Consider the following 25,531-nt stretch of genomic DNA (forward strand, 5'->3'; position numbering starts at 1 on the left):
TGAAATCATACGTACATGATTGTTAGCGTGGCCGCGGTCCAATCGCACCCAGACGACGGCGTCCCGGGGGTTGATCATCGTGAGTCAGCAGGTCCCCGAGGGTCTGATCGACGTGCACACCCACGCCATTGCGGACCGGTTGCCGGACCTGACGGGCTACCCCGGGCGATGGCCGTCGATCGAGCGGACCGCCGAGGACCGCGCCCGCATCATGCTGGACGGCGCCGTCTACCGGGAGATCGACGACCGCTGCTGGTCGGCCGCGCGGCGGCTGCGTGACATGGACGCCGAGGGTGTCGCTGCGCAGTTCGTCTCGCCGATCCCGGTCACGCTCTGCCACGACCAGCCCGCGGCGGGCGCCGCGGTGCTCGCCGCCGCGCAGAACGACTTCCTGGCCGACCTGGTGGCCCACGCGCCCGGCCGGTTCTTCGCGCTGGGTGCGGTGCCGCTGCAGGACCCGCAGCGGGCGGTCGCCGAGCTGCTGCGCTGCGTCGACGAGCTGGGCTTCCCCGGGGTCGAGATCGGCACCCGGGCCGGCGACGTGGAGCTCGCCGATCCCGCGCTCGACCCCTTCTTCGACGCCGCGGCCGACCGCGGTGCGCTCGTCCTGGTGCACCCGGTGGACCTCACGCTCGACCCGCGGCTCGCCGCGCTGGGTATCGGCTTCGGGCTGGGGATGCCGGTCGAGACCGCGACTGCGGCCGCCGGTCTGCTCACCGGGCGGGCGCGCCGCCCCGGGATGCGACTGTGCCTCGCGCACGGCGGAGGAGCGCTGCCGTCGATCCTGCCGCGGCTCGACCGCGGTGCACACCTGGCCGGACGCGGCGACGAGCCGTTGCCGAGCGCGCGGGCCCGCGATCTCTGGTGCGACTCGCTGACCTACGACGCCGCGAGCCTCGACCTGGCGGTGACCCGGTTCGGTGCCGACCACGTCCTGCTCGGTACCGACTACCCGTTCGCGGCACGCGAGGCGCCGCCCGGAGCGGTGCTGTCCGGGGTGGGCGGGCGGCTGCGCGCGGCCGTGGGCCGGGACAACGTGCTGGCCCTCCTCGACACCGTCCATCCGCTCGTCACCGATCCACTCGGAGCGAAGCCGTGACCGTGACGAACGACCCCACCCGGCAGACGGTGCCCAGCGGTCCGCTGGTGGAGGAGGACCGTGAGCACCACCGCTTCCGGGTGCGCCGGTCGACGATGACCTCGCCGGAGATCTTCGCGCTGGAGATCGAGCGCGTCTTCGGGCACAGCTGGCTCTATGTGGGGCACGAGTCGGAGGTCCGGGAGCCGGGCGACTATGTCCGGCGGCCGGTCGGCGGCCGCCCGGTCTTCATGGTCCGCAGCAGCAAGACCGGCGAGGTGAACGTCTTCCACAACAGCTGCACGCACCGCGGGGCTGTGGTGTGCCGCAAGGACTCCGGCAACGCGAAGGTGTTCCAGTGCTTCTACCACGCCTGGTCGTTCAACACCGACGGTGAGCTCGTCGGGGTGCCCGATCGGGACGCCTACGGCGACGGGCTGGACTTCTCGATGCTGGGCCTGCGGCCGGTGGCCCGGGTGCAGAGCTACCGGGGCTTCGTCTTCGCGAGCTTCGACCCGGACATCGTCGACCTCGTCGACTACCTGGCCGGGGCCACCGAGTACCTCGACCTGGTGGTCGACGCCGCCGGTGACGCGGAGATCATCAGGGGCACCAACGAGTACGCCATCGACGCCAACTGGAAGCTGCTGGTCGAGAACAGCATCGACGGCTACCACGCCGCCCCGACCCACGACACCTACTTCAAGTACCTGGTCGCGCTGGGCACCGACCTGTCCACCGGTGTCGACGGGGTGGGGCGCTCGCTGGGCAACGGGCACGCGGTCATCGAGTACCGGGCACCCTGGGGCCGACCGGTGGCCAAGTGGGAACCGATGTTCGGCGAGGAGGCACGTGAGGAGATCGCGCGGCTGCGCGCCGACCTCGTCGAGCGCTTCGGCGGGGAGCGGGCCCGGCGGATGAGCGAGTCCAACCGGAACCTGTTCATCTACCCGAACCTGATCGTCAACGACATCATGGCGGTCACCGTGCGCACCTTCATGCCGGTCACGCCCGACCGGATGACGGTGACCGCGTGGGAGCTGGCCCGCCGCGACGAGCTGCCGCAGCTGCGGCAGCGCCGCCTCGACAGCTTCCTGACCTTCCTCGGCCCGGGTGGCTTCGCCACCCCCGACGACATCGAGGCCCTCGAGTCCTGCCAGCAGGGTTTCCGCAGCGGCGGGGTGGAGTGGAACGACATCTCCCGCGGCATGGCCCGCGATCCGCACGCAGCCGACGAAGAACAGATGCGCGCGTTCTGGCGGCGCTGGAACGAGCAGATGATCGGAGCCATGCGATGACCGCCGCTGCCGCCGAGCCCGCACTCCGGCTCATCGGCCCTGAGGTGACCGACCTGCGAGCGGTGACCCGGGCTCAGGTCGAGGACTTCCTCTACGCCGAGGCGGAGTTGCTCGACGACTGGGACCTCGACACCTGGTTCTCGCTGTACACCGAGGACTGTCGCTACGTCGTCCCTTGCAACGACACCCCCGACGGGGACCCGTCCCGGGATCTGGTGCTGATCGACGACAACGCGCTGCGGCTGCGGTCCCGGGTGGAACGGCTCAACAGCCGTAAGGCGCATCGCGAGTACCCGCACTCCGCCACCAGCCACCAGGTGTCCAACGTCCGGCTGCGGGCGGTGGAGAGCGACGAGCTCCCGGTCGTCGCCGAATTCGTGGTGTGGCGGTTCCGCGGCGATCGCTCGAACACCTACGTCGGCCGCTACTCCTACCGGTTGCGCATCGTGGACGGCAGGCTGCGAATCCGTTCCAAGCGTGCGGTCCTGGCGATGACGACGCTGCGCCAGGTCTCCGACGTCGCGATCATCCTGTGAGCGCGCCGCTGGCCGCTCGGGCCGCGATCGTCACCGGGGGCGCCACCGGCATCGGTCTCGCGATCTCGCGACGGTTGCTCGCCGACGGGGCCGCGGTGCTGGTGGCGGCCCGCACCGAGGACGAGCTCAAGACCGGGCTCGACGTGCTGCGCGAGTCCGGCGCCGATCCACGGGGCTTCGTCGGTGACCTCGCCGTCGCCGGCGAGGCCGAGGCCATGCTGAACGCGGCGGTCCACTCGTTCGGCGGGGTGGACATCCTGGTCAACAACGCCGGCGGCGGGGTCATCCTGCCGACGCTGCAGCACACCGAGGACACGCTGCGCGCGACGATCGACAACAACCTGTGGACCACGTTGCGGTCCACCCTCGTGCTGCTGCCGCACCTGGTGGCGCGCGGCGGCGGGCGCATCGTCAACATCGGGGCGGAGTCGGTGCGCAACGGGCTCACCGCGCATGCGGTCTACAACGCGGCCAAGGGCGGCGTGCATGCGCTCGCCACCGGGCTCGCCCGGGAGTTCGCGCACGCCGGGATCACCGTCAACACCGTTGCGCCCTCCTACACGCTGACCCCCGAGCTGGCGGCGGCCATCGACGCCGGGAAGCTGCCCGAGCAACTGCGCCCGGTCCTCGACGACGCCGTCGCGCTGATCCCGATGGGCCGTCCGGCCGAGCCCGACGAGGTCGCCGCCGCCGTCGCCTACCTGGTCCGGCCCGAGGCCGGTTTCGTCACCGGGCAGGTGATCAGCGTCAACGGCGGCAGCAGCATGGGATGAGCCGTAGCGAGCCGACTCTCGGGCTCTACCTCGAACGCAGGTGCACGTCGAAGAAGCGCAGGATGCGCGCCCAGGCGTCCTCGGCGGAGGGTTCGTGGTAGTTGAAGCCGGCGACGCGCTCCAGGACGCTGAAGGGCCCGGAGTTGTGCCGGTTGAGGAAGGAATGCCCGGCTTCGGGGTATTCCTTCACGTCGTGCTCGACGCCGAGAGTGGTCAGAACCCGTTCGAGCTTGTCCGCGGCGCCGCGCAGGGCACGGTCGCGGCGGCCGTAGCTGGCGACCACCGGGCAGGCACCGCGCAGCACGGTCTCGGCGTTGTCCGGTACCACGCCGTAGTTGGGGGCGGAGGCGTCGAAACCGCGGGGCGCGGCGAGCAACGCGAACCCGCCGCCCACGCAGAATCCGACGACGCCCACGGTTCCGGTGCAGTCGGTCCGGCCGGCGAGCCAGCGGCGGGCGGCCTCGATGTCGCCGAAGGCGGGACCCTGCCCGCTGGTCAGGGCCGCGAAGGTGGAGCGCAGGCAGCGCACCGCCCCGCCTGCGGTGAACAGATCGGGGGCGACGGCGACGTAGCCGGCGGCGGCGAGCCGGTCGGCCTGTTGGCGGATGTCGTCGTTGAGGCCGAACGCCTCGTGCAGCACGACGACGCCGGGCCAGGGGCCGTCGCCGACCGGCGGGACGGCGAGGTGGGCGCGGAGTTCGGGCGCGCTCGCCGCGCCGGGGATCGTGATTGCGGGCACGGGGCCTCCCGGTTCAGTCCGATGGTGCGGGCGACGGTGGGGAAGGATAGGCCGCCGCGACCTCCCCGCCCCCCGGTTCAGGGGCCGAGACCACAGCGCGTCTGATCTTCCCGGCCGGGTATGGCGTGGCCCGGCTGACCGCGAACAGATCCTGGTAGAAGGCGTTCATGAGGGATGGGACCGAAGGCCGAGTAGCTGGCTACTTCCGTACCGGTGGTCAGCGGCGCCGCGCCGGATCGGGCTTCGGGTCGGCGTCGCAGAGGTCCTGCGCCGCCGGGCAGGCGCCCGCGTCCGCGCCGGACCGGGTGGCCAGCCGCCGCAGTAGGTGTCGCAGCGCGGCGCGGTCGGTCTCGTCGAGGGGTTCGAGCACCTGCTGCTCGGCGGCGCGCAGGTCGCGCTCGAGTGCGCAGAGCCGCTCCCGGCCGGCGCCGGTGAGCAGGATCTGGCGAGCGCGCCGGTCGGCTGGGTCGGGCCTGCGCTCGACGAGGCCGGCCCGCTCGAGGTCGTCGATCAGGTAGGTCATCACGGTGCGGTCGACGCCGAGCTGCTGGGCCAGTGCGAGCTGGGTGCGCGCGTTCTCCCGGCCGGCCGCGGCGAGGACCTGGTAGCCGCGCGGTCCGCCGGGCAGATCGTCCATCACGTGGCTCGCGGCCCGCCGGTAGGACCGGAACACCACGCCCAGCGTCCAGCCAAGGTCGGCCTCGACGGGGGTGGTCGTGGGTTCGCTGGTCACGGGCCCATCGTAGCCGGGAATGTGGCGCCGAATACGGTTCGTTGACTATATCATCTGCAAAGCAGAACATCTGATCTGCAGCACGACTGTTCGCACGGAGGTAGTCCGATGACCCTGTTCCGCCTCGACACCAGCATTCGCACCGAGGGCTCGGTGAGCCGCGAGGTCGCCGACTCCGTCGAGCGCGCCTGGCTCGCCGCGCACCCCGGCTCCGCCGTCGTCCGCCGCGATCTCGCCAGCCATCCGCTGCCGGCCGACGCCTGGGCACGTGCCGCGACCGCCGGGATGACACCGCCCGAGGGGCGCACGCCGGAGCAGAAGGCGGCCGTCGTGCTCGCCGCCGAGCTCGCCGACGAGTTGCTCGCCGCCGACGCCGCCGTGATCGGCTCGCCGCTGTACAACTACGGCGTCTCGCAGCACCTCAAGACCTGGATCGACCTGCTCATCGCCGACCCGCGACTCGGACCGGGGCAGCAGCCGCTGGCCGGGCGGCCACTCGCGCTCGTCGTCGCCCGCGGTGGCGGTTACGGGCCGGGCACGCCGCGCGAGGGCTGGGACCACGCCACTCCGTGGCTTCAGCGGATCTTCGGCGACTCCTTCGGGATGGACGTCCGGGTGGTCGTTGCGGAGCTCACGCTGGCCGAGGTGAACCCGGCGATGGCCGACCTGCGCGACATGGCCGCGCAGTCCCGCAGTGACGCCCACGCGCTCGCCGAGGCCGCCGGGCGCGACTTCGCCGGTCGTGCCCTCGCCGCATCGGCCTGAGCGCGGCCGCGCTCGCCCGGGGACTGGTCGACGACATCGGGGCCGGCGCGGCGCACGGCCGCTGACTGCTCCTCCCGGAGGAGGGTGGGCCGGTTGCTAATCCATGGTGAACGGGTCGTAGTGGATCTGGTCCAGCTGGGTGCCGGCCACCAGCATCTGGGTCACCGTGGCCCGGATCATGGCGGGGGAGCCGGAGACGATCACGTCGTGGCCGACCCAAGCGCCGTAACGGGTCACCGCATCGGCCAGCGTCCCGTGTTGGGCCCCGGTGTTGCCGTGGTCGTGCTCGAGGACCGGAATGATGTCGAGCCAGGGCTGTGTGTAGGACAGCGTGCGGAGCTCGGGCAGGGCGTACAGGTCGTCGGGGGTGCGTCCGCCCAGAAACAACTGGGTGCGGCGTTGCCCGCCCTGTTCGACGAGTTGGGTGAGCAGGGCCTTGATCGGTGCCACGCCGGTGCCTCCCGCGATCAGGAGCAGTTCCCGGTCCGTGGTGGGGTGCAGGCTGAGGCTGCCCAGTGGTGGCCCGATCCGCCAGGTGTCGCCCGGGTTGGTGTGCGCGACGATGGCACGGCTGACCCAGCCGCCCTCGACGGCGCGGACGTGGAATTCCAGGGTCCCGTCGTCGCGGGGCGGAGTGGCGGGGGACAGGTACCGCCACAGCCGCGGCCGCTGCGGGGTCTCCACGCTGAGGTACTGCCCGGCGCTGTAGGGGATCGGTTCCGTGGTCTGGACCGTGATGATGGCGAGGTCCCAGCCCAGTCGCCGATGGCTGATCACCTGTCCCAGCCAGGACGCCGGACCGCGCTCGGCGGCTGCGGCGGCCCGCATGTGATGCGACACGACGGCGTAGGCGTCGGTCCAGGCGCGGGCCACGGCCGGGGTCCAGGCGTCACCGGAGAAGTGCGCGACCGCGCCCAGCAGCGCTGACCCGAGTGCGTCGTAGTGCTCGGCGATGACGTCGAACTTGCGGTGGTCGCGGCCGAGTTGGCTGAGGAACGGCGCCAGCTCGTCGGGTCGATCGACCATCTGCACCACGTGCACCACAGCCCGCAGCAGCCGGCTGCGCTGTACCTGCATGTTGACCGGGAACAGGTTTCGGGTCTGCGGGGCGCGCTCGAACAACAGCCCGTAGAACAAGCGAGCCAGCTCGCCGGAGTGTGGCTCCACGGCCGCCCAGCTCGCCTGGATGGTCGTCACCATGTTCGCCGCTTCGGCCGGCGTGGGCTCGACCGGCTGTGGTGTCGTCGTGGGGAGCAACGGTTCCGCAGGCATTGGCATGGGCAGCTCTCTCATGTCACCGGTCGGCGCCGGGTCGGGTGCGCTTCGTGCGTGCTGTAGGGGGTCAGACGGTCGCGTCGGGTGTGGGAGCTGCGGTCATGTCGTGAGCCGCGCGACCAGCAGGACCCCGAGAACGACCAGCAGCGGGACCTTGAGGCCCTCCAGTGCGATGTAGGCCAGGTGGTGGTGCGAGCGCGGCACGGTCTCGCCCATCATGATCCGGCGAGTGCGCTGGTCCAGCCGGGGCCGGAGCGCGCCCACCTGCATGACGAGAACGGCCCAGAGCGCGATCAGCACTCCCACGATCGCAGTGGTCGGCACCCGCGAACCGTCGGTGAGTACGGCCGCGGTGAGCGCGACGGCGAAGGCGATCTCGCTGATGTTGAGGGCGCGGAAGACCAGCCGGCCGATGCCGAGGCCCAGTGGCACGGTGATGCCGGGGGCCCGGAACTTCAACGGCGCCTCCAGGAACGAGATCGCCAGCACGGCACCCAGCCAGATGAACGGGACGGCCACCTGGAGGAGCCCGGCGATTCCGGGCGTCATCACCGCCTCCCGGCCCCGAATGCCGGGGATGTCGACTCCGTGCCCGGGGCGAGGTGCGCGATGCACAGGTGTGGTCCGACGAAGGGCGTCAGGTCGATCACCGTGACCGGTGCTCCGAGCCCGGCCAGGGCTCCGCGGAGCAGGCCCAGGTGCATCGTGCACACGACGTCGGGGTGCTCGCGGGCCACCGCGGAGAACGGGCAGGCGTGCAGGCGGATCTGCAGGTCGTCGCCGTCGTGGGTGAGTTCGGGTTCGAAGCCGAGTTCGGCGAACAGGCCGCTGACCTGGGCCACGGCCTGCTCAGCGCTCGGGCCGCCGGTGGATGGCGGCGCGAGCCGGTGCTTCTCGGCGATGGCCCAACCGGCCTGCTCGGCCCGCTGCCCCGGTTCAGGGGACGGATCCGTCCAGTGCGCGGCGAGTGCCGACGCCAGCATCTGATAGCTGTCGGTGCCCGGCGGGTCGCCGGGATCGCGCCCACTGGCAGGGGTGTAGAGCACCCGTGGACGTCCCCGGGCCCCGGCCCGGACGGACTCGCTGCGCACCAACCCCGCCTCCCGCAGAACGTCGAGGTGGAACCGCACGGTGGTGACGTGGAGCCCGCAGGCCGCCGCCAGTTCTCGCGCGTCCAGTCCGTGCTCGCCGGCGCGCAGCGCGTCGAGCAGTCGCACGCGGCTGGCCGCGGCCAGCGCCCCGTGCGTCCTGTGTCGCTCGACCATCTCGCTACCCGCCATGGCTGCACCCTATTAAAGAGGATCGCCATCATCTATAAGTGGGTGGGCGGCGGGCGGACCTACCCGGTGGCTCCCAGCACCTCGGCGAGCACGGCGGCCTGGCTGTGTTCTACGTCGCGGGTTGCGGTGAGCAGTGTCAGTGGCTGGTCGCGGACCAGTTCGCGCAACCGGTTCAGCGCCTGCCGAGCCGGCGCCTCGTCGAGTTCACTGCGGTAGCGAAGCCGGAACTCGGCGAACTTGCTCGGGTCGTGCCCGTACCACTTGCGTAGTTCGGTGGAGGGAGCGACATCTGTGAGCCAGGCGTCGAGCCGGGCGCCCTCCCGGGTCAACCCCCGTGGCCAAACTCGATCCACGAGTACCCTCGCGCCGTCACCGGGGCCGGGCTCGTCGTAGACCCGGCGGACACGGATCGTTGCGTCCGGCATGTGCGCTTCCCGTCCCCCCGGCTGTCGACCGCCGGCCCGTTCAGGGCACGACGGTGATCGGACGCCGGGCGTGGCGGAGCAGCCGGCCCGGCACGGATCCGAGCACGTGGCGTGCCGGGGATCGGGGCCGGCCGGTGACCAGGACGTCAGCGCGCCGCTCGTCGGCCAACCGTTCGAGCTCATGGGCCGCATCCCCCCACCCGACCGTGAACCGCCAACCCGCAACCGCCCCGTCGAGGATTTCCGTGGCCAGTGCGGCGATCTCGTCGGTCTCCTCCTGGCTCACGCTGCAGGGGAGCTCGGCGCCGAGCGGTGTCAGTCCCACGGCCGGTGGGGCCGGGGCGATGTAGGCCACCACCAGGGCCGCCCGGTTGCGCTGCGCCAACCCGGCGGCGTAGACCAGCGCGCGCCGGCTGGGAACGGAGCCGTCGAAGCCCACCATCACCAGCATGGGCCCGATCGATCGGGGGGCCGGCACGGCCGGGCGGGGGAGCGGGACCCGATCGGCCCCGTCCGCCTCGCCGGTCTCGTGCACGGGCCCCATCGTAGGGGCAGCCGGTCCAGCAGCCCGATGGGCAGAGCGAGGGGCCGTCACCGCCTGCTGTGCCGGCCCCGGCTGCAACGCCCAGGTCATGAGCCGGTTCTGGGTCGGGAGGAGCCTTCGTGCCACTGTTCGTGCAGCAGCCCGAGCGCGACGAGTAGCCAGGTCGTCATGGCGAACCAGAAGAAGGCGAGCGATATGGCGCCCAATGCCGGGATGCGCAGTTCCACGGCGAGGCCGGACGTCGCGGTCGAGTACATCCCCAGCGGGAAGACGGCCGCCCACCACATCCGGTCGTAGTGCAGCGATGCCGCGCATCGGCCGGCGCGCCACATCTGTGCGTACAGCAGCAGCGGAATCCATGCGCTGGCTGTGATCCACAGAGCCAGGGTCGCCGGTCGTGCGAGCGTGAACAGCCAGTCGAGTCCGGATGTCGCCGGCCCGGCCGCGATGATGCGGTCTCCGGTGAGGGTCGCGATCGCCAGCGCGCCCATCAGGATCCAGCTGTCCGGCGTCACCTGCTCCGGCACGAACGGCGTGGCCACCGCACGCCACACGATCAGCCAGGTCACAACGAGGTAGCCGACAGCGCCGAGCATCCACCAGGCCAGAGCCAGGAGCAGCAGCGGACGAGCCACCGCGCCGTGTGCCAGATGGGCCGCTGAGATCGCCAGGGACTGGGTGCCCACCGGCGCGAGCAGCCACGCACCATGAGCGTGGTCGCGCAGCTCGCCGGTGGGCCGCGACCACATATCGATGATCGCCAAGGGAACCAGACTCGACCAGACGACGAGTGCAGCACCGCCGAGCGACCACACGAGCGGTGCCTGACCCTCCCCGAGCCTGGCAGCGAGGACACCGCAGGCGGCGACGAAGGTGAACGATCGCAACGCGACGTCCGGGTCCCGCAGTTGCCGCCCGAAGGCAGCGGGGACACGCCGGACATGGGCACTGACCGTCATGGTGAGCAGCGCGAAGACGGCGGCGGCGAGGACGCCGAGGATCAACGCGATCACGTGGTACTGATGATCGACCGCCGCTACCGAGACGATGCCGGTCGCCATGACCGGCGCGAACGCGTCCGGCGAGGGCCCGGCGGCCGCTGCTGGCGGTTCGTGCACCACACCATGATGGTCCGGTGGACGAGGCAGTGGCGGAGTCTTCCGCCAGCCTCCCAGCCTCCCAGAGATCTGGCTCGCCGCTGGTGCGCGACATGTCGCCGCTGGTGCCATGAATGGTGTCTTCTGTGCCATCTCCCTTCACACCCGGGCGCGGGGACTGCATCGTGATCGTGAACGAATGGCTGCCGATTCCAGTGGCCGGCCCGCGTCCGACTGACCTGTCTCGGACAGATTCAGCGCCGCGTTGAATGGACGGGAGAAGCGATCAGATGGCTATTGACTTCACTCTTACCGCCGAGCAGAAGAGAATCCAGCTGGGCGCGCGCGACTTCGCTGAGAACGTGCTCGCCCCCGTGGTCCGCGACGCCGACCGTGAACCGGATCCGCTGAAGGCTTTCCAAATGACCAAGCCGGCCTACGTGGAGGCTTATCGGCGCGGGATCGCGTTCGGAATGTTGCCCAAGGAATATGGCGGAGGCGGGCTGACCAATGTCGAGCTGATCCTCGCCGCGGAGGAGATCTGCGCCGTCGATCCCGGGTTCGCGTGCACCGTGCTGGTCAACGGACTCGCGTTGCTGCCGGTGTGGTACTGGGGGACCGAGGAGCAGAAGAAACGGGTGATGGGAGCGGCCACCTCGGATCCGTCGGGCGAGTGGATCGCCGGTTATGCAGCGAGCGAGCCTCCGGGCTCGCCCGGTGGCACGGCGAACTTCGACACGCCCCTCCCGTACCCGGTGGGTATCGGCGTCACTGCTCGCCGGGACGGGAACGAGTACGTTCTCAACGGCCGGAAATACTGGCCGTGCAATGTTGGTGGTTGGGACGGGAACGGCGCGAACGTCAACCTTGTGGTCGTCCGGACCGATCCGGAGAAGGGCGGCACCGAAGGGCTCTCGGCGGTGCTGGTCGAACGTGGCACGCCGGGCGTTACCTATACCATCATCGACAGCTTCGGGCATCGCCTCACGCCTAACTCTGAAATCCTGTTCGAGGATGCCCGGATCCCGGCGGACAACCTGATCGAAGGTACCTACGGGAACGGCGACCTGCTCATCAATCGCAATTTCGCCTGGTCTGGGCCGGTCGCCGGGATCGCTGCGGTCGGCGTTGCCCGAGCCGCCTACGAAGCGGCCCTCACCTGGACGAGGACCTACACCGCCGGATCTCCGTATCCGATGATCCATTTCCAGAATGTCGGCTACGTGCTCGGTGACGTGGCGGCCCGGATCGAGGCGTGTCGCTACTTCTGCTGGAAGGCGGCGCATTACATCGACGAGCACGACTATCATGGCGAGTTGATCGGCGCCATGAACAAGACCTACTGCACCGAGACACTTCTCGACAGCGTCTACAAGTGCATGCAGGTGGTCGGTGTGAACAGTGCGGACAAGAAGCACATGTTCGAGAAGTATCTCCGCGAGGCGGCCATCTTCCCGATCTATGACGGTGGGAACTTCGGTATGCAGCGGCGGCGGGTGCATGGCGTGCTCGCCAGTCCCGGCTTCAACCCGCGCGCGTTGATGGATAACGAGTTCGTTGACTTCACCAAGGAGATGGAGTCCATCGACACCATTGCACACATCGAGGGAAAGTCGCTCACCAGCGCATAGGCGCGGTGGCCCGGCTGGCCGGACACCGCGTAGTTCCTCGTGGTGTCCGGCTGCTGCGTTCGTCGACGGCACCTCTCACCCGGTCGCGCGGCCGGGCTGGATGCCGAGGGCGTCCCGCAACTGGGCGGTGTGTCGTCGCGCCACCGGGATCGTTTCCCGACCGTGGTGCTGAGTGCTCACCGTCAACGTCCCCTTGTACGGCCCCTGGTCGACTTCCCGAATGCGGTGCAGGTTCACGAGGTAGCTCCGATGAACACGGAGGAAGCCGAACCGCACGAGTTCGCGCTCCGCGTCGTCGAGTCCGCGGCAGGCCGCCCGGACGCGCCCTTGGTCGGTGACGAGCCACACCGTGTGCTTGTCGGCCTCGGCGTACCGAATCTCATGTGCGGTGAGGATGATGATCCGGTCCTCCTGAATCCCGACGACCCTTTGCGGAACCCTGCTCGGTAATTGCGGAGGGGCGGTGTGGATTCGCTCGCCGTCCGGGCCGCCCGAAGCTGTGAGTATCAGGCCGATCACGTCGTCCGCCGACCTGATCGGACGCAGCTCGAACGTGGTCGTCTCGTCGGACGGGAAGTCGAGTTGGGCGACGCCGGCCCAGCGCGGTTCCCGCTCGGCGTGACACAGGGACGCTCGAGTGAGATCACGCAGCTCTGGTGAGTCCGGCGTCCATCGACGCCGCGGCTCCGTCGCAGGGAGCACGGGGAGCGTTTCGCGTAGCGCGTGGGCACGTTCGTTCACCACCACGACGTTGCCCGCGGCGTCGACCGCGACGAGAATCTCTCCCGGCGACGCCTTGCTCTGCGCGACGCCGAACGCCTCGGCGATCTCGATCCCGTTGCGGACCGAACGCCGATGCAGGTCGGCCTCGAGCGGTGCCACCTCTCGCGCGAGCCCGGTCGGCAGGCACCTCGGGAGATCTCCTCGCCAGAAGGAGACGTTCAGTACCGCGATCGGTTGGCGAGTCACGGGGTCCCGGATCGCGACTCCGGTGCAGCTCCAATCGTGCAGACCCGCGCACCAGTGCTCCGGGCCGCGGACGGACACCGGTCCTGTCCCGCTCAGTGCCGTGCCCATTCCGTTGGTGCCGGTCGCGGGTTCCGACCAGGTGAACAGCGGGGCCAAGTGGCTGTCGGCGCCTCTCCGCAGAACCGCTCGGGTGCCCCAGCAACCGAGGACCCGCCCGCCGTCGTCGGTGACGGTGGTGAGGGCGCCGTCCGTGTGGTCGGCGATCGAGGCCGCGATGCCGCCCAGCTGGATGCGGACGCTGTTCTGGAGCAGCGAGTCGGTGCCCGAGCCGCCGCACGGTGGCGGCCTCGTGCGCAACGGGTCGACGAGGTAGAGATCCCGGCTGCGATGCCAGGAAAGCACGATCAGTAGAGGTACTCCGTGGACGTCGTCCTCGCCCGCGACGAACTTCTCCCACGCCGCGGCGGTCCGACGCTCGCGCTCGGTGAGCTTCCGCGTGACGACACGGGGTGCGTCGGTGCCCATGGTCAGCTCCTGAACCCGGCGGTCATCGCTCCGCGCAGCCGTACCAGGGCCCGGATCGCGCCTCGGCGGTGAGCACCATTGCCGTCGCCGAGGGCTGGGATGCCGGCGGCCGGCCTGCTCGTATCACGATCGCCACGACGCCCTCCTGAGCGACGCGTTCGAACCAATGCACGTGGCCATATCCCGAGGACGAGCCCAAGAGCTTACGACGCTACCGCTGTCACGGAGTTTCGGAAACTGTTGCGGGCGATACGCCGCGCCGGTGGACCTCCTGAGCCGCGCGGGCCGGGTGGCCACGTCGCCCCGTGCACCCGCTGAAGGGTCTGCGACGCTCAGGAGGCGATCTCGACGTCGTCGCGGTAGAGCTTGTAGGCGTCCTGATACTCCATGACCCGGGCGACCTCGCCGATCAGGTCCTCGGCGTAACCGGCGCGGCGCAGCAGGTGGAAGCCCAGCTCGAAGCCCGACGCGATGCCGCCCGCGGTGACGATCCGCCCGGCGTCGACGACCCGGGCCCGGCTGATCCGGCAGGACGGCGCGAGATCGGCGAGCCGGTCGATCGGCACCTTGCCGGGCGGGTTGGCCTCGACGCGGTCGGGTTCCTTGCGGCTGGTGGCGGGGATGCCGTCGAGCAGTCCCATCGCCGCGTAGACCCAGGAGCCGGTGCAGACGCTGGTCAGCAGTGTCTCCGCAGGCTGGCTGCGGACGAACTCGTGCAGCCGGCCGTTGCGGATCTCCTGGCGCGTGCCGAAGCCGCCGGGGATGAGGAACGCGTCCATCGCGGGCCGGTCGCCGAAGGAGTAGTTGGGCAGCACCGTGAACCCGGCCTGGGCCTGCACCGGGCGCATCGCGTCGGCGATGAGGAAGGCCTCGAGCTCCGGATCGAACCGCCGGGCGACGGAGAACACCCCGTGCGGCGCCGCGAAGTCGACGATCTCGACGTCCTTGAACACATAGATGCCGAGCCGGAACCCGTTGGTAGCCATCGCGCACGTCCTTGCCGCCAGGTCGGAAAACGGTCGTTCTCCGAACAGGGGTACCGTAGGAGAACGCTCGTTTTCCGTCAAGCCCGCCGCGTCCTATGCTGGGTGGCGATGAGCCCGACCCGAACTCTCGAGCCCGATGTCTCGCAACGGCTGCTCGACGCGGCGGAGCGGCTGTTCTACGCCCGAGGCGTGCAGGCGGTCGGGATCGACGCCGTGGTGGCCGAGGCCGGTGTGGCGACCAAGACCCTCTACGCGCACTTCGGGTCCAAGGACGGCCTGGTCGAGGCCTACCTCCGGCGCCGGGACCAGCGCTGGCTCAACTGGCTGCGCGGCGCCGTGGCGGCCGCCGAACCGGGGCCGGCGCGCGTTCTCGCCGTGTTCGATGCCCTGGGCGAGTGGTTCGGCGAGCCCGCATACAACGGGTGCGCGTTCATCAACGTTGCCGGCGAGCTCGCGGCCAGCCCGGCTGCGCGGGCCACCGCCCGCGACCACAAACTGGCGCTGCGCGCGCTGCTCAACGAAGTGGCGGCCGGGGCCGGCGTTGCCGACCCGGCCGTGCTGGCCGAGCGGCTGATGCTGCTCGTCGAGGGTGCGATCGTCACCGCGCACGTCGAAGGTGACGCCGACGCAGCGCTGCGGGGCCGCTCCGCCGCCGAAGCGCTGCTCGAGCACGACCGGTTGACCGGCGCTACGGCGCCGCCTCGAGTGGATGCCGCCACCGCGTGATGGCCGGTGGTTCGCGGCGGGTGTCCGGGCACCGTCGCAAGCCGGATACCCCCTCGGTCGGAGTGCGATGAATCAGTCGTCGGGGTCCACTGCCGACGACCCGGGAGAGTCGGACGAGTCATGGTGAGCGGTGTCCGCCCGGCGGGCGGCCCGCAGTTCGACACAACACTCACCGCTGTGCGGGTCGAGGACCGCTTCCACCGTCCGGGAGTCGAGGCCGGTGAGCATCCCGGTGAGGAAGGCGTGATTGATGCCGCACACCAGTTGTGGGGCCTTGGCTGCGAGTGGATGGAAGGGGCAGTTGCGCAGCCGTATGCAGGTGGGATCCTCCCGTGCCGGTTCGAAACCTTGGCGTTCCAGAATTCCGGCGGCCAGGGTCAGCGCGCGTTCGAGCCCCAGCCCGCCGGGCCGGGCGCGTTCCCGCTCGACGGCCCCGATCCGGCTGCCGTGACGGTGAGCGACTCGTACCACCGCGTCGCGGGGGTTCTCGGTCTCCTGCGCGGTGAGCACCCCGTCCAGCAGGATGTCGGCCAGGACGTCGTGCTGACGTCGCGGGACGGTGACCTGGATGTCCAGCCCGGACGGCTCGTAGACCTTCGGTCTGCGGCCGACCTTCCGGGTGCCGCCGACCGGCTCGTAGTGGGCCCGCAACAGGCCCACCTGGACCAGCTTGTCCAGGTGGAACGCGGCGAGCTTGCGGGAGATCCCCACCGACGCCGCAGCCTCGTCCCGGGTCACCGGCCGGCGCGCGCGCCGGATGAAGGCATGCATCCCGCGTCGCAGCTCGTCCTCCAGGGCGGCGACGGCTCTGATCGCCGGATCGGTCGAGAGGGCGGCTGCGCTCGGATCCGTCGTCACGCAGCGACGGTAATGCCGACGCGCGGATCCGCAAGTCCGATAGGACCCGATGGACCGGGGTGGTGACCGCGCAAGAAACGAGACCGAGACCTACTGGTGAACGGCGGGGCCGATCGTCCTCCCATCGCGGCGCCGCAGTGGTGGAGGGTGGACCGGCCTCGAGTGAAGCGTTCCCTCTCATGGCACAACCGCGGGACAGTCGAGTCGATCACGAGTCCGGAGCAACGAGCCGGCACTCGCCGCGGACCGCGATCCGCGGGTTTTCCCGGGCCTCATCCGGAGGCGCAGCGGGGGAGTGGCGGATGGTGCGCATGCCCCTGACGGGTGGCGGACCATCCACACGGAGGAACACTCTTGCCTCGAGCGAACCGATCGAGCGATCATCTCCGCACACCGTACGAATCCCTGTGATCACGCAGGGTGAGAATCGGTGCGAGTGCGAGGGGGACGACGATGTCGGCTGATCACGACTACTCGGGTGACTACGGCTACGACCTGCTGGACGAGGTCAGGGCCGCGCTCCAGCTGCCGTCCCCTCGCGGAAGCGTCCTGCCGGTCCATGGCGGTCGCGTCCCCCGTCGCGAGCTCTACTCGAACGGGGACTACGGCTACGACCAGGCACACGAGCTGTAGTCCGGCGGCCACCCCTGCGAAGCTCTCCGTCGTGAGCACGCAGCACGTCGACGTTCTCATCGTGGGCGCCGGCCTCTCCGGGGTCGGCGCCGCGTACCGGCTGCAGACGCAGCACCCGCAGCGGACCTACGCGATCCTCGAGGCCCGGGGCGCGATCGGCGGGACCTGGGACCTGTTCCGCTACCCGGGGATCCGCTCGGACTCGGACATGTTCACGCTCGGCTACCCCTTCCGGCCCTGGAGGGGCCCGAAGGCGATCGCGGACGGTGGGTCGATCCTGAGCTACGTCCGCGAGACCGCTGCGGAGTTCGGCATCGACGACCACATCCGGTTCGGTCGGCGGGTCGTCGCGGCGTCGTGGTCGTCGGCCGAGGCGCTGTGGACCGTCGAGGCCCGCACCCGCGACGACGTCGAGCGCTACACGTGTGCCTTCCTGTATCTGTGCAGCGGCTACTACAGCTACGAGTGCGGGCACACGCCGGACATCCCCGGTCTCGGCTCCTTCGGCGGGCCGGTCGTGCACCCGCAGCAGTGGCCCGACGATCTCGATCTCGTCGACCGCAGGGTCGTCGTCATCGGCAGCGGCGCGACGGCGGTGACCCTGGTGCCGGCACTGGCCGAGCAGGCCGCGCACGTCACCATGCTGCAGCGCTCCCCGTCCTGGCTCACGGTGCTGCCCGGCACCGATGCCGTCGCCGATGCGCTGCGCCGTGTCCTGCCCGGACGCCTCGCGCACGCGGCGGCCCGGTGGAAGAACGTCCTGATGACCCTCGGGTTCTACCAGTTGTGCCGGCGTGCCCCGGGGGCGGCGAAGCGATTCCTGCGCGCGGGAATCGCCCGGCAGCTGCCGGACCCCGCAGCGCTGGCCACGGACTTCACCCCGCGTTACGACCCGTGGGACCAGCGGCTGTGCGTCGTGCCAGACGCCGACCTGTTCCAGGCCGTCCGGGCGGGCCGGGCGTCGGTCGTCACCGACCGCATCGCGACGGTCACCGAGCACGGGATCCGGCTCGAGTCCGGTCGTGAGCTCGACGCCGACGTCCTGGTCACTGCGACCGGGCTCGTCCTGGTGGCCTGCGGCGGCATCCGGCTGAGCGTCGACGGCACGGACGTCGATCCAGGGAAGACCGTCGTCTACCGCGGTTGCATGCTCAGCGGGGTGCCGAATCTGGCGATGTGCATCGGCTACACGAACGCGTCCTGGACGCTGCGCGCCGATCTCACCTCGCGCCATGTCTGCCGGCTGCTCGCGCACATGGACGCGCACGGCTACGCCCGCGCCGTGCCGCAGCTCGACGAGCCGGTGGCGACCCGGCCCCTGCTCGACCTCAGCTCGGGCTACGTCCAGCGGGCGGTCGACGCGCTGCCGAAGCAGGGACCGCGAGCGCCGTGGACCATGCGCCAGAACTACATCCTGGACCTGATCAGCACCAGGTTCGGAGACGTCGGGCGGGACATGGTGTTCACCGCTCGCGACGACCGGCTGGAGCAGACGGTCTCCCGGGCGCCGTCGCGGGGGGCTTCTCGTCCGGAACGTGAGTTGCACGAGGGTCGCCGATGTGATCACGTGGGGTGGAGGAGGGAACAATGACTGTTCCGCAGCAGAGCCCTTCGTCCGCCGACACCCTCGGACCGGCCCGTGAACTCGACGCGGTCGTCGTCGGCGCCGGCTTCGCGGGCATGTACATGCTCCACCGGCTACGCGCGCTGGGGCTGTCCGTGACGGTCCTCGAGGCCGGGGACGGCGTGGGCGGCACGTGGTACTGGAACCGTTATCCAGGCGCGCGGTGCGACTCCGAGAGCTACTACTACTCGTACTCGTTCTCCGACGAGCTCCAGCAGGAATGGGAGTGGACCGAGCGCTACCCCGGGCAGCCGGAGATCATGCGCTATCTGAACCATGTGGCGGACCGGTTCGATCTGCGCCGTGACATCCGGTTCGGCCGGCGTGTCACCGAGGCGGCGTTCCGGGAGGAAACCGGCCGCTGGGAACTTCGCACCGACGACGGCGACCGGTACTCGGCCACGTTCTTCATCACCGCGGTGGGCTGCCTGTCTGCGGCGAACATCCCGCAGATCGCGGGACTCGACACCTTCGGCGGCGAGTGGTATCACACCGGCCGGTGGCCGCACGAGGGCGTCGATCTCACCGGGAAGCGGGTCGGTGTCGTCGGCACCGGTTCGACGGGCATCCAGGCCATCCCGGTCATCGCGGAGCAGGCCGATCACCTCACAGTGTTCCAGCGGACACCGAACTACAGCATCCCGGCGCGCAACGGCCCGATGGAGCGGGAGTTCCAGCGCGACGTGAAGGCGAACTACGACGCCATCCGGCGTCAGCAGCGTGCGTCGACCAACGGCCACCCCTTCGAGATCAGCGACACGCCCGCCCTCTCGGTCCCGGACGAGGAGCGCCGCGCCGTGTACGAGGCCGCGTGGGAACGCGGCGGCCTGCGGTTCCGGGCCGCGTTCGCAGACCTGCTCGTCGACAAGGAGGCCAACGACACGGCCTCCGAGTTCATCCGCGGCAAGATCCGCGACATCGTGCTCGACCCGGAGACCGCCGAGAAGCTCCTGCCTCGCGATCATCCCTTCGCGACGAAGCGCCCGCCGATCGACACGCAGTACTTCGAGACCTACAACCGCGACAACGTCACTCTCGTCGACGTCAGGCAGTCACCGATCGAAGAGGTCACCTCGACCGGCCTGCGGACGTCGTCGGCGGAGTACGAACTGGACGTCATCGTGTTCGCCACCGGCTTCGACGCACTGACCGGTCCGCTGCTGAACATCGACATCCGGGGCGTGGGGGGCACGGCGCTGCGGGAGAAATGGTCCGAGGGGCCGCGCACCTACCTCGGGCTCCATGCCGCCGGGTTCCCGAACATGTTCACGATCACCGGGCCCGGCAGCCCGTCGGTCCTCACGAACATGCCCACGTCCATCGAGCAGCACGTCGACTGGATCGCGGACTGCATCGAGTACCTGGGCAGCCACGGCTTCGACCGCATCGAGGCCACGGTCGAGGCCGAGGACGCCTGGGTCGAGCACGTCAACGAGGCCGCCGACCGCACGCTGCTGCCCCTGGCCGGGAGTTCCTGGTACCTGGGGGCCAACGTCCCGGGGAAACCACGCGTGTTCATGCCCTATGCCGGCGGTTTCGCGACCTACGCTCGCAGGTGCGACGAGGTGGCCGGAAACGGCTACGAGGGGTTCGTGCTCACAATGTGAACGACCATGCGTGCTCCGCTGAACAGCGAGAGTCCGATGACGCCCAGCGTGACGAGGCGCCGCTCCCGCAGGTACGTCAGAGCCTCTATTGGGGATAAGGCTGCGCGCCTTCGGTGGGTGTGCCGTTGCCGACCGACGGCCAGCCGCCGACCCAGTTGATTCTGTCGACCATCCCCACTCGGTCGCCTACGCCGGCCTGGCGGTCCCAGGCATGGTAGACAATGTAGTCGTTCGCTCCCACGTGAACCACAGAATTGTGTCCCGGGCCTTTCCAGCGATTGCCGCTGCGCAGGATGGGGGCGCCTTTCTTGCGGAAGGCAGCCATGGGTGATGCCGACTGCGCCACGCCGATGGCGTACTGCGCGGTCGTAAATATATTTCCGCTGTAGAACATGTAGTACACGCCGTTTCTCTTCATGACCCAAGGCCCTTCGACGTCCGAGCCTTCCCACGCCAGGCTCGTTTGTAGAACCACTGCACGTGGCCCGATCAGTTGAGTGCCGGCCTGGTTGACCTCTTGCGCGAATATCCGGTTATAGCCGACATTTTCCTTCCAGTACAGGTACTGCCGCCCGTCATCATCGCGGAAGAAGTTCGGGTCGATTGCTTCCATGCCCCGGTCCACGAGTGGCCGGCCCAGATCGGTATAAGGGCCCAGGATGGTATTGGCGGTAGCCACGCCGACCGACATGTGCGCGCCGTCGCTGGCGGCGTAGTAGACCGCGAAGCGGTTGCCGACCCGATGTAGTTCCGGAGCCCAGAAGTTGGTCGTGCCCCACGGGTGGGTGCCGTTGAAGACGCTCCGTCCGGTCGGTTGCCAGTTCACCAGATCGTCGGACACGTAGATGGCGAATGTCGGAGTCCCGGAGGTGCTCACCATGTAGTAGCGGCCGCCCCACTGCAGGACGCCCGGGTCTGCCGTGTGCAGCTTGACCGGGTTGGTGAAGGATTTCGTCGTTTGTGCGAACGCGGCCGTAACGAGCGTTGTGCGGCCGCCGGTCGGGTCGTCACGGACCAGCGGGGGGCCCTGAGCCGCTGATCCGGAATCGATGGTGGTGCCGTGGGAGCCGGGCAGTGCAAAGCCGGCGAGCACCAGCGGTATGCACCCGATCCGAGCGGCGCGCCCGGCGAATCGGCGGGTCGAGGTCGGATGTATAGCACGTATCTCAGACATTCTTCGCCCCTTGCTACTCGGGCCCCCCGATTGTCAACTACGCACAGGTCGAGCATCAGCGGGTCGGATAGGCCGGTCGAGCCGGCGCCGCCGACCAGAACCCGGACAGCCCTCCAGGATTGCGCGCCCAATTGGCCGAAGTTGGGCGGCTGGAATCCTCAATGGTCGCGACTCCAACCGTCGACGGGATCCCGGGTGAGGTCGAACAAACACCCGATTGCGCCGACGTGTGGAACGAGCGCCGGAAGTTCCCCTCGAGTCGACTACTACTGCGGGCGCCTACACATCCATGTTTGCATCGCGGCACGCAGAAGTCGTCCGCTCATCGGCCAGTCCTCGGCGTACGTATGCGCCATTACATATGCGTCATACACATGCGTAATGCGCGAGCTTCCCGATTGTGCTCAGGTCGACGATGCCGTGGATGCCACGCCGGACGTCGACGGCACGATCAGCCGGCAGCCCAGCCCGTCGGCTCTCCACGGCTCGACGACGGTCCGGCGGTGTGGCGCCTCGGTGCTCGACGGCGCGAGGGTCCCGAATGGTCTCCCGCAGGGGCGAGGTCCAGCGCCATGAAGTGGGCGTCGCACACGGGCCTGAGAAGCCGACGGGGAGACCATCCTGGACAGTGAGGCCCGCACCCGGGAACACCGTTCGGAGGCGACGACCGGCTTCGAGGCGGCCATCGGCGCTGGGTCCTCGGGGTGCTACCTGCTGCACCGTCTGCGTAACGAGCACGGTCCGCCGGCCTAGCGACGGCGTCAGTGGCAGGTGGTACTGAAATCGCCGGCCGAGCGTGCAGTGACTCGGACAACTACATGTACCCGTACTCGTTCTCCGGCGAGTTGCGCCGAGCGCTGCAGTGCAGCGAGTGCTGTCCCGAGCGGCACACTGCCTCGACCATGTCGTCGACCGATTCGACCTGTGCTGCGACATCCAATTCGAGACCCGGGTGACCGAGGCGGCCTTCGACTGAACGACGAAGCGGTCTCGAGTCGGCCATGGCCTGCACGTTCGACGACGACACCATCCGGCGGCGGACGCGCGGGCCGTTCAGCGGTTTCGCGCTCTACTTCATCGGCGGGTGCACCGGATGCCTCTCGCTGAACGAGTGCGAGTTGCAGGCTCGGTGGGAGTGGGTGCCTCTGGCCTGTCGTTCGGCGACTACGATGACATCGTCCTCACCGAGGACGCCAATGAGACCTGTGCCGAGTATGTGCGCGAGTGGATGCGTGCGACGGTCCAGGCCCCGATGAGTTCGACGCCATCTGTGCCACCGGTATCGGTGCCATGACCGGGCCGCCGATCAGGATCCTCATCCGCGGTAGAAAAGGCATGTCGCACAAGGACAAGTGGGCCAGGCCTGCGTGCATGCCTCGGGGTGGTGGCTGCGACCTTCTCGAACCTGTTCTGCATCGCGGGCCCTGAAAGCCACTCGGCGTCGACCGAGCTGCCCCCGTGCATCGGACAGCACGTCGAATGGGACTCGGTCTGCATCACCTACAGGTGCGATCGCGCCTACGCTCTCGCCGAGACGACCCTGGTGGATGTGGGGCGGGCACCTCTCCGGTGAGCGATGCGTATTCCTGCCCTACTCGACTGCCTCCGAGGCACGACGCGTCGTTGCGAACGACGACGACTACCGTGCCTTCACGGGCGGCGGTGCCGGATCGACCGGTGGCCCGGGCGGTCCCGTGCCGGTGTCCGTGGAAGAGGAACTGGGCTCGGACGGCGAACAGCGGGTCGCCGCGGCGCCGCCGCGTCGCTACAACGGTTGACCCGCGGGGGAACAGGCGCCACACGTTGTCGTCGGCGCCCGGTCGGGGTGGCGCGACTGAGTGCGGTGAAAGCCGCCCCCGCTCGATGCCGGCGATGGAGAACTGCGTACCGCCGTACGGCGCAACTATCCGGACAGCGCCGGGCGGTGGGCAGTGCGAATCAGCTCGTCGGATGTCGCAGATGTCCTACCGGAGTTGGCACTGGATCCGGACGGCCCGTTCTGCTCGATCGGTGAGCTGCCCTTTCGCGGGCCGCCGGTGTTCTTCCCGGAGGTGCCCTCTCGAGTTCGATGCCGCACTCGGCGCGCGCAGCGCGCGCTTCCCGTGCTGAACGCCCGACGGCCCATCCGCGCCCCGTCGGGCGCGTCGGTGATAAGCCGTCCCGCACCGGTTCACCGGCGACCCGTTCTCGGCGAACTTCTTCCAGCTGGACGGCCCGCGCGACTCGACGGACCCGACTGACCTGTTTCCCTGCAGGCGGCGCCCGCGTGGCAGGCGTCGCCGCGCCGCGCCGCGCCGTCCACTCCTGAACCGCGGGCGGCGAGGTCGCGGCGGATGCGTTCGCCACCGACGTGCCCGGCCAGGCCATCGAGGTCCGCGGCGCCGCCCTCGGGCCGACTCCGCATGAACGGCGGCGGCCGCCTGTCGCGCGCGGCTGGCCGCGTCGATGCCGCCGCTGACCGTCGACGGCTCCGGCTCGACGGCCGTGCCACGGGCTTCTCCTGGGCTCGAGACTCGGGCCCCCGGTCGTACCGTCCGACCCGACCGCGCCACGACGAGCCGTGTCGGTAGCCGCTCGCCGGGTAGGTCTCGACACCCGGCTGACCGGGCTCCGCGGCGCGCCTCGGGATCGGATCCCGGATCTGAACCACTCCGACAGGCCGTCGTCGCCGTGGGTCGGGGCGGCGGTAGTTCACCGCCGTCGCACTCGCCCCGACCCACCGCACCGGCGGCCCCGCTCGCGTCTGCTCCCTGCAGTACATGGCCACTATCCGCAACCACCGCCACCACGGGCTCATCGGGTGCTCGTCGTGGGGCCGGGCGACTGCACGCCGACCATGACGGACCGCGTCGCGCAGCGGTCCGGAAGGCAGGCGCGCATCGTCGGCCCGGTGCCCCGGGAAGCCGGTGGGCATGGCCTCGTGGTCGCGCCGGCACAGGCAACTCGGACCTCCCGTGGCCGGCGAGGATCCGGCGGATGCCGGGCGGAGGGGCAAAGGGCGTCAGCCACCGCTCGACGACCCGTGCCCGCCGGGAGCGCTGTGGCGGACCCACCCGGGCCACCGGCCGTGGGCTGCGGCGGCCCGCCGAGTGGGAGGCCGCGTGTGCGAGCGGTGCGGGCGTGGAACGCGGATCGGGTCCCTGTCGGGGATCAGTCCGCCACGGTGCACGACGTCGTGCAGTACCCGCAGGAGCCGGGTGACCGTGCCCACCGCCGTGGCGCCTTCCGGGTTGTCAGCCGCGAGCGCCTCGACCTCGTTGCAGGACAGGGCGGAGTCGCCGATGTGCGTGATCCCCCGACCGAGCCCCGCCTCCCGCGATGAACGACTCCCGGTGACGTACCCGCAGATCTCGACGTCGAGAGCCGGACCTGCAGGCCTGGCGAAGCGCTACCGGCAGTCCCCGGCCGTGCCGGGGGCGGCACCGCGAACCGATGATCGTTCCTGGCCGATGCCGCCTCATCGACGAGCCGGGCCGGCGTTCAGGTGATCGCTGAGCTGTGGACCTCGGGGACCATCGGCTTCTCGTGGCCGGGCGCCGCCGGCCGGACCGGCCATCGGCCCGGCCGGGCGCAGCCGATCCGCCCCGCATCGGTGCGCTTCGAGACCGGGCTCCTGGCTGCATGAGGAGTGGCGGCTCGTGATGGATCACCCGCCTCGACGGGCTGCCCGCGTACGCCGGTTCGTCCCCTGGCCGCGCAGGCCACGAGCCGGCCCGCCGGGCGGGACTGCGCATGGACGTCCTTCGCCTGCCACGCCTGCGCGGCCCGGGAGCCGGACGACCGGGGCCGGAGTTGAGGTGATTGTGCTGGTCAGAGTATGTATAGGGGGGGTCGATTTGACTCGCCTTCGAGGCGTCGCGTAACTTTCTCTTCGTCAGCGAGACGCCGGACAGAACGGGCCCTGGAGCCCGGTCAACAGGCCCGCTGGCCGCCCCCCGCAGTACCCCCCGGGAACCGGCAGGTTTCGGTGGGTGTACGGTGGGGAAACAACGGAAACACAGCCCCGGCTCGGTCCGCGAGGATCGTTATGGTGTGCGGGTGTCTTTTGAGAACTCAACAGTGTGTCGAGCTTGTTTATGAATTGGTTTTTGTGCCAGTTTGTTGTGCGCGTGCTGCTGCGGTCCCGTCCGTGGTGGTGCGTGTTGTTGGAGCCAGTTTTTGTTGGAGAGTTTGATCCTGGCTCAGGACGAACGCTGGCGGCGTGCTTAACACATGCAAGTCGAGCGGTAAGGCCTCTTCGGGGGTACACGAGCGG

At 69.9% G+C, this 25,531-nt stretch carries 22 protein-coding genes and 1 rRNA gene; 11 read left to right on the top strand and 12 right to left on the bottom strand.

Going from position 1 to position 25,531, the window contains the following annotated elements:
• Positions 1-79: 79 nt before the first annotated feature.
• Genes HF526_RS19645 through HF526_RS19660 form a run of 4 tightly spaced genes read left to right on the top strand, consistent with a single transcriptional unit; the run spans position 80 to position 3,685 of the window.
• A complete protein-coding gene (locus tag HF526_RS19645) occupies positions 80-1,099 on the top strand; it encodes an amidohydrolase family protein (RefSeq protein ID WP_169382995.1) in 1,020 nt (339 codons plus the stop codon).
• On the top strand, positions 1,096-2,376 hold the full coding sequence (locus tag HF526_RS19650) for an SRPBCC family protein (protein ID WP_169382996.1): 1,281 nt from the start codon (positions 1,096-1,098) through the stop codon (positions 2,374-2,376). Before HF526_RS19645 ends, HF526_RS19650 begins: the two co-directional genes overlap by 4 nt.
• Positions 2,373-2,912, top strand: a complete 540-nt coding sequence (locus HF526_RS19655) for an aromatic-ring-hydroxylating dioxygenase subunit beta (RefSeq protein WP_169382997.1) — start codon at positions 2,373-2,375, stop codon at positions 2,910-2,912. Before HF526_RS19650 ends, HF526_RS19655 begins: the two co-directional genes overlap by 4 nt.
• Positions 2,909-3,685, top strand: a complete 777-nt coding sequence (locus HF526_RS19660) for an SDR family oxidoreductase (protein WP_169382998.1) — start codon at positions 2,909-2,911, stop codon at positions 3,683-3,685. Before HF526_RS19655 ends, HF526_RS19660 begins: the two co-directional genes overlap by 4 nt.
• 25 nt (positions 3,686-3,710) lie before the next feature.
• Here the strand turns inward: HF526_RS19660 and HF526_RS19665 are convergent, their stop codons facing one another.
• Both HF526_RS19665 and HF526_RS19670 read right to left on the bottom strand, forming a co-directional pair.
• Complete coding sequence (locus tag HF526_RS19665; protein WP_420821643.1) at positions 3,711-4,415, bottom strand: dienelactone hydrolase family protein; 705 nt, start codon at positions 4,413-4,415, stop codon at positions 3,711-3,713.
• A gap of 226 nt (positions 4,416-4,641) precedes the next feature.
• Positions 4,642-5,157 carry a MarR family winged helix-turn-helix transcriptional regulator gene (locus HF526_RS19670; protein WP_338051604.1) on the bottom strand — a complete coding sequence of 172 codons (516 nt, stop codon included), beginning with the start codon at positions 5,155-5,157 and terminating at the stop codon, positions 4,642-4,644.
• Positions 5,158-5,265: 108 nt separating this feature from the next.
• Between HF526_RS19670 and HF526_RS19675 the strand changes: the two genes are divergently transcribed.
• Positions 5,266-5,922, top strand: coding sequence for an FMN-dependent NADH-azoreductase (locus HF526_RS19675; RefSeq protein ID WP_169383000.1), 657 nt, complete (start codon positions 5,266-5,268; stop codon positions 5,920-5,922).
• A gap of 96 nt (positions 5,923-6,018) precedes the next feature.
• Here HF526_RS19675 and HF526_RS19680 read toward each other — a convergent pair whose 3' ends face one another.
• The 6 genes from HF526_RS19680 to HF526_RS19705 form a co-directional block, all read right to left on the bottom strand.
• Positions 6,019-7,194, bottom strand: coding sequence for a globin domain-containing protein (locus HF526_RS19680; RefSeq protein ID WP_420821644.1), 1,176 nt, complete (start codon positions 7,192-7,194; stop codon positions 6,019-6,021).
• Positions 7,195-7,296: 102 nt separating this feature from the next.
• On the bottom strand, positions 7,297-7,746 hold the full coding sequence (locus HF526_RS19685; RefSeq protein ID WP_169383001.1) for a hypothetical protein: 450 nt from the start codon (positions 7,744-7,746) through the stop codon (positions 7,297-7,299).
• Complete coding sequence (locus HF526_RS19690; protein ID WP_169383002.1) at positions 7,746-8,477, bottom strand: helix-turn-helix transcriptional regulator; 732 nt, start codon at positions 8,475-8,477, stop codon at positions 7,746-7,748. The genes HF526_RS19685 and HF526_RS19690 overlap by 1 nt, the downstream gene beginning before the upstream one ends.
• A 59-nt stretch (positions 8,478-8,536) precedes the next feature.
• Positions 8,537-8,902 (bottom strand): DUF488 domain-containing protein, encoded by a 366-nt coding sequence (locus tag HF526_RS19695; protein WP_169383003.1) that lies wholly within the window; start codon positions 8,900-8,902, stop codon positions 8,537-8,539.
• Between the two features lie 40 nt (positions 8,903-8,942).
• Positions 8,943-9,437 (bottom strand): universal stress protein, encoded by a 495-nt coding sequence (locus tag HF526_RS19700; protein WP_169383004.1) that lies wholly within the window; start codon positions 9,435-9,437, stop codon positions 8,943-8,945.
• A 95-nt stretch (positions 9,438-9,532) separates the two neighbouring features.
• Positions 9,533-10,567: a tellurite resistance/C4-dicarboxylate transporter family protein gene (locus HF526_RS19705; protein ID WP_211177501.1), complete on the bottom strand. Its 1,035-nt coding sequence runs from the start codon at positions 10,565-10,567 to the stop codon at positions 9,533-9,535.
• A gap of 266 nt (positions 10,568-10,833) precedes the next feature.
• Between HF526_RS19705 and HF526_RS19710 the strand changes: the two genes are divergently transcribed.
• A complete protein-coding gene (locus tag HF526_RS19710) occupies positions 10,834-12,174 on the top strand; it encodes an acyl-CoA dehydrogenase family protein (RefSeq protein ID WP_169383005.1) in 1,341 nt (446 codons plus the stop codon).
• Positions 12,175-12,249: 75 nt separating this feature from the next.
• Here HF526_RS19710 and HF526_RS19715 read toward each other — a convergent pair whose 3' ends face one another.
• Both HF526_RS19715 and HF526_RS19720 read right to left on the bottom strand, forming a co-directional pair.
• Entirely contained in the window at positions 12,250-13,668 is a 1,419-nt protein-coding gene (locus HF526_RS19715; RefSeq protein WP_169383006.1) for a DNA-binding protein, read from the bottom strand.
• A gap of 332 nt (positions 13,669-14,000) precedes the next feature.
• Positions 14,001-14,654 carry a DJ-1/PfpI family protein gene (locus HF526_RS19720; RefSeq protein WP_169383007.1) on the bottom strand — a complete coding sequence of 218 codons (654 nt, stop codon included), beginning with the start codon at positions 14,652-14,654 and terminating at the stop codon, positions 14,001-14,003.
• Between the two features lie 108 nt (positions 14,655-14,762).
• Between HF526_RS19720 and HF526_RS19725 the strand changes: the two genes are divergently transcribed.
• A complete protein-coding gene (locus HF526_RS19725) occupies positions 14,763-15,380 on the top strand; it encodes a TetR/AcrR family transcriptional regulator (protein WP_169383008.1) in 618 nt (205 codons plus the stop codon).
• Positions 15,381-15,452: 72 nt separating this feature from the next.
• Here HF526_RS19725 and HF526_RS19730 read toward each other — a convergent pair whose 3' ends face one another.
• Positions 15,453-16,151: a helix-turn-helix transcriptional regulator gene (locus HF526_RS19730; protein WP_239028902.1), complete on the bottom strand. Its 699-nt coding sequence runs from the start codon at positions 16,149-16,151 to the stop codon at positions 15,453-15,455.
• 540 nt (positions 16,152-16,691) lie between these two features.
• Between HF526_RS19730 and HF526_RS19735 the strand changes: the two genes are divergently transcribed.
• The 3 genes from HF526_RS19735 to HF526_RS19745 are packed head-to-tail and all read left to right on the top strand — an operon-like array spanning position 16,692 to position 20,102.
• Entirely contained in the window at positions 16,692-16,871 is a 180-nt protein-coding gene (locus tag HF526_RS19735; RefSeq protein WP_169383009.1) for a hypothetical protein, read from the top strand.
• A gap of 31 nt (positions 16,872-16,902) precedes the next feature.
• Positions 16,903-18,462 (top strand): FAD-dependent oxidoreductase, encoded by a 1,560-nt coding sequence (locus HF526_RS19740; protein WP_169383010.1) that lies wholly within the window; start codon positions 16,903-16,905, stop codon positions 18,460-18,462.
• Complete coding sequence (locus tag HF526_RS19745; protein ID WP_169383011.1) at positions 18,459-20,102, top strand: flavin-containing monooxygenase; 1,644 nt, start codon at positions 18,459-18,461, stop codon at positions 20,100-20,102. Before HF526_RS19740 ends, HF526_RS19745 begins: the two co-directional genes overlap by 4 nt.
• A gap of 85 nt (positions 20,103-20,187) precedes the next feature.
• On the opposite strand, the gene HF526_RS19750 is transcribed toward HF526_RS19745, so the two are convergent.
• Positions 20,188-21,195: a family 43 glycosylhydrolase gene (locus HF526_RS19750; RefSeq protein WP_169383012.1), complete on the bottom strand. Its 1,008-nt coding sequence runs from the start codon at positions 21,193-21,195 to the stop codon at positions 20,188-20,190.
• 4,239 nt (positions 21,196-25,434) lie between these two features.
• Between HF526_RS19750 and HF526_RS19755 the strand changes: the two genes are divergently transcribed.
• Positions 25,435-25,531 (top strand): 16S ribosomal RNA (locus HF526_RS19755); the annotation flags it as partial.

Origin of the sequence: Pseudonocardia acidicola, assembly GCF_012911935.1 — a bacterium.
Classification (GTDB): domain Bacteria; phylum Actinomycetota; class Actinomycetes; order Mycobacteriales; family Pseudonocardiaceae; genus Pseudonocardia; species Pseudonocardia acidicola.